Source organism: Microbacterium sp. ISL-103 (assembly GCF_018613995.1).
Taxonomy (GTDB): domain Bacteria; phylum Actinomycetota; class Actinomycetes; order Actinomycetales; family Microbacteriaceae; genus Microbacterium.
On record NZ_JAGGPD010000318.1, the window covers coordinates 1 to 2,510 of the forward strand.

The 2,510-nt window shown below is 68.0% G+C and carries 2 protein-coding genes and 1 pseudogene; all 3 read right to left on the minus strand.

Annotated elements, in window-relative coordinates; genetic code table 11:
- Positions 1-195, minus strand: a pseudogene (locus J7E68_RS12090) (2-keto-myo-inositol dehydratase); the annotation flags it as partial.
- Between the two features lie 18 nt (positions 196-213).
- Complete coding sequence (iolD, locus tag J7E68_RS12095) at positions 214-2,127, minus strand: 3D-(3,5/4)-trihydroxycyclohexane-1,2-dione acylhydrolase (decyclizing) (RefSeq protein WP_215172905.1); 1,914 nt, start codon at positions 2,125-2,127, stop codon at positions 214-216.
- Positions 2,127-2,510 (minus strand): 5-deoxy-glucuronate isomerase (locus tag J7E68_RS12100; protein ID WP_215172907.1); only part of this gene is annotated, 384 nt, incomplete at its 5' end. The genes J7E68_RS12100 and iolD, both read right to left, overlap by 1 nt.

Sequence of the window (2,510 nt, forward strand, 5' to 3'; positions counted from 1 at the left end):
CGGCAGGTACCCATACGGGCCCAGCTCGATCCACGAGTACCCGGCGGCGACGACCTCGTCGAGGAAGCGCTGCCAGGGCACCTGCTTCGGGTCGTCCGGGAACCAGACGCCCCAGGAATCGGGGGCGGTGCCGATGCGCAGACCCGGGTTGGCCCCTGCTGCCGCGGCGGCGGGAGTGGTGGTGGTGTCAGTCATGTCAGTTCTCCGTTGAAGTCAGCCGAGGAGCGGACGCTGGTGCGCCTGCTGTGCGAGGTACTCGGTGCGCGCCTGCTGCGTGCTGGCGAGCGTGGAGACCTCGGGAACGGGCACGTCCCACCATCCGTCGCCGTCGGGCGCATAGATCAGCGGGTCGCTGTTGATGTGGATGAAGGTCGAGGTCGCCGACGCCTTCGCCTCGGCGACAGCCACCGACAGCGCGTCGATGGCCCCGGCTCCCGGCTCGATCTCGATCACGTCGAGTCCGTAGCTGCGCGCGTTCGCGGCGAGATCGATCGGCAAGGTCTGCTCACCCTGGAAGTTGCGCGCCTGCGGATCATACTCGCGATACCACGTGCCGAAACGGTCGGAGCCGACCGTCTCGGAGAGGTGTCCGATCGATGCGTAGCCGTGGTTCTGGATGAGGACGAAGATCACCTTGATGCCCTCGGCGACGGCCGTCACGAGTTCGGTGTTGAGCATCAGGTACGAGCCGTCGCCCACCATGACGATGACATCTCGGTCGTCGCCGTCGGCGACCAGCCCGCGCTTCGCACCGATTCCGCCCGCGATCTCGTACCCCATGCACGAGAACGCGTACTCGACGTGATACCCGAGGGGGTCGCGCACCCGCCACAGCTTGTGCAGGTCTCCGGGCAGCGAGCCTGCGGCCTGCACGATGACGTCTTCCGGTGCGGAAGCCGACTGCACGGCGCCGATGATCTCGGACTGCCCGGGCAACGCGAGTCCTGACGGCACGAAGGCCGCATCGACGCTCGCATCCCACGCTGCCTTCTCGCGGGCGATGCGCTCGGTGTACTCGGAGGTGATCTCCCAGCCCTCGAGCTCGATGGCGATTTCACTCAGCGCCTCGCGTGCATCCGCGACGACCGGCAGCTGCGAGCCGTGCTTGTAGGCGTCGAACGACGCGATGTTGATGTTGACGAACACCACATCGGGGTTCTGGAACGCCGTGCGGGAGGCGGTCGTGAAATCGCTGTAGCGCGTGCCGATGCCGATCACGACATCGGCCTCCGCCGCGATGCGGTTCGCCGCCAGAGTGCCCGTAGCGCCGACGCCGCCGAGGTACTGCGGGTGATCCCAGACGAGCGAGCCGCCACCCGCCTGCGAGGTGCCCACCGGGATGCCGGTCACCTCGACGAGTGTGCGCAGGTGATCTTCGGCACCGGAGTAGAGCACGCCTCCTCCGGCGACGATGAACGGACGCTTCGCCGAGCGGATGGCGGCGACTGCCCGAGCGAGCGCCGCGCGCTCGGGCAGAGGCCGGCGCAGGTGCCACTCGCGATCCTGCAGGAAATCGAGAGGCACATCGATCCGCTCGGCCTGGACGTCCTCCGGCAGCGCGATCGTGACCGCTCCGGTCTGCACCGGGTCGGTGAGAGCGCGCATCGCGCCGAGCGCGATCGAGTACAGCTGCTCAGGGCGCTGAACCCGGTCGAAGAACACCGACAGCGGCCGGAAGGCATCGGTCACCTGGATGCCGGGGTCGTGCGGGTGCTCGAGCTGCTGCAGAACGGGATCGGCCACGCGGGTGGCGAAGGTGTCGCTCGGCAGCAGCAGCGCGGGAAGCCGGTTCGAGGTCGCCAGGGCGGCCGCGGTCAGCATGTTCGCCGCACCCGGTCCGACCGAGGCCGCGGAGGCGAGAGTGCCTCTGCGCCGGTGCATCCGGGCGTAGCCGACGGACTGGTGGACCATCGCCTGCTCGTTGCGCGCTTGGTAGTAGGGCATCAGGTCGGGCTGCTCGACGTTGAACTGCTTGAGCGCCTGGCCGATGCCAGCGACGTTGCCGTGTCCGAAGATGCCGAACATGCCCGCGACCGTTCGCTCGCGGATGTCGCCGTCGACGGTCCACTGGTGTCCGAGGAACTCGACCAGCGCCTGGCTGACGGTCATCGTCTTCGTGTTCGCCATCAGGGCTGGCCTTCCTTGTCGTTCTCGTTCTCGTTCTCGTACGGCAGCCGGGAGTCGAACTCCTGACCGTCCCAGGTGTCGCGAACCCACGCATGAGCGGGATCGTCGCTGATCAGCCACGTGCGTTCCGGGTCGGGACCCGCCATGACGTTGAGGTAGTAGAGGTCGTACCCCGGGGCGGCGACGGCCGGGCCGTGATAGCCATAGGGCACGAGTGCGATGTCACCGGTGCCGACCATCGCATTGATGTCGATCTCACCTGCGGGCGAGGAGTAGGTGCTGAACATCCCGAAGGCGCCGTCGGCCGCGTCCGGGTTGCCGCCCGAGCGCGACGGGGCGCTCTCGAAGTAATAGATCCCCTCGAGGCCCGACTCGTGCCCCGG

Coding starts and splice junctions, on each gene's coding strand:
- iolD (WP_215172905.1), bottom strand. CDS start 2,127: ATGGCGAACACGAAGACGATGACCGTCAGCCAGGCGCTGGTCGAGTTC.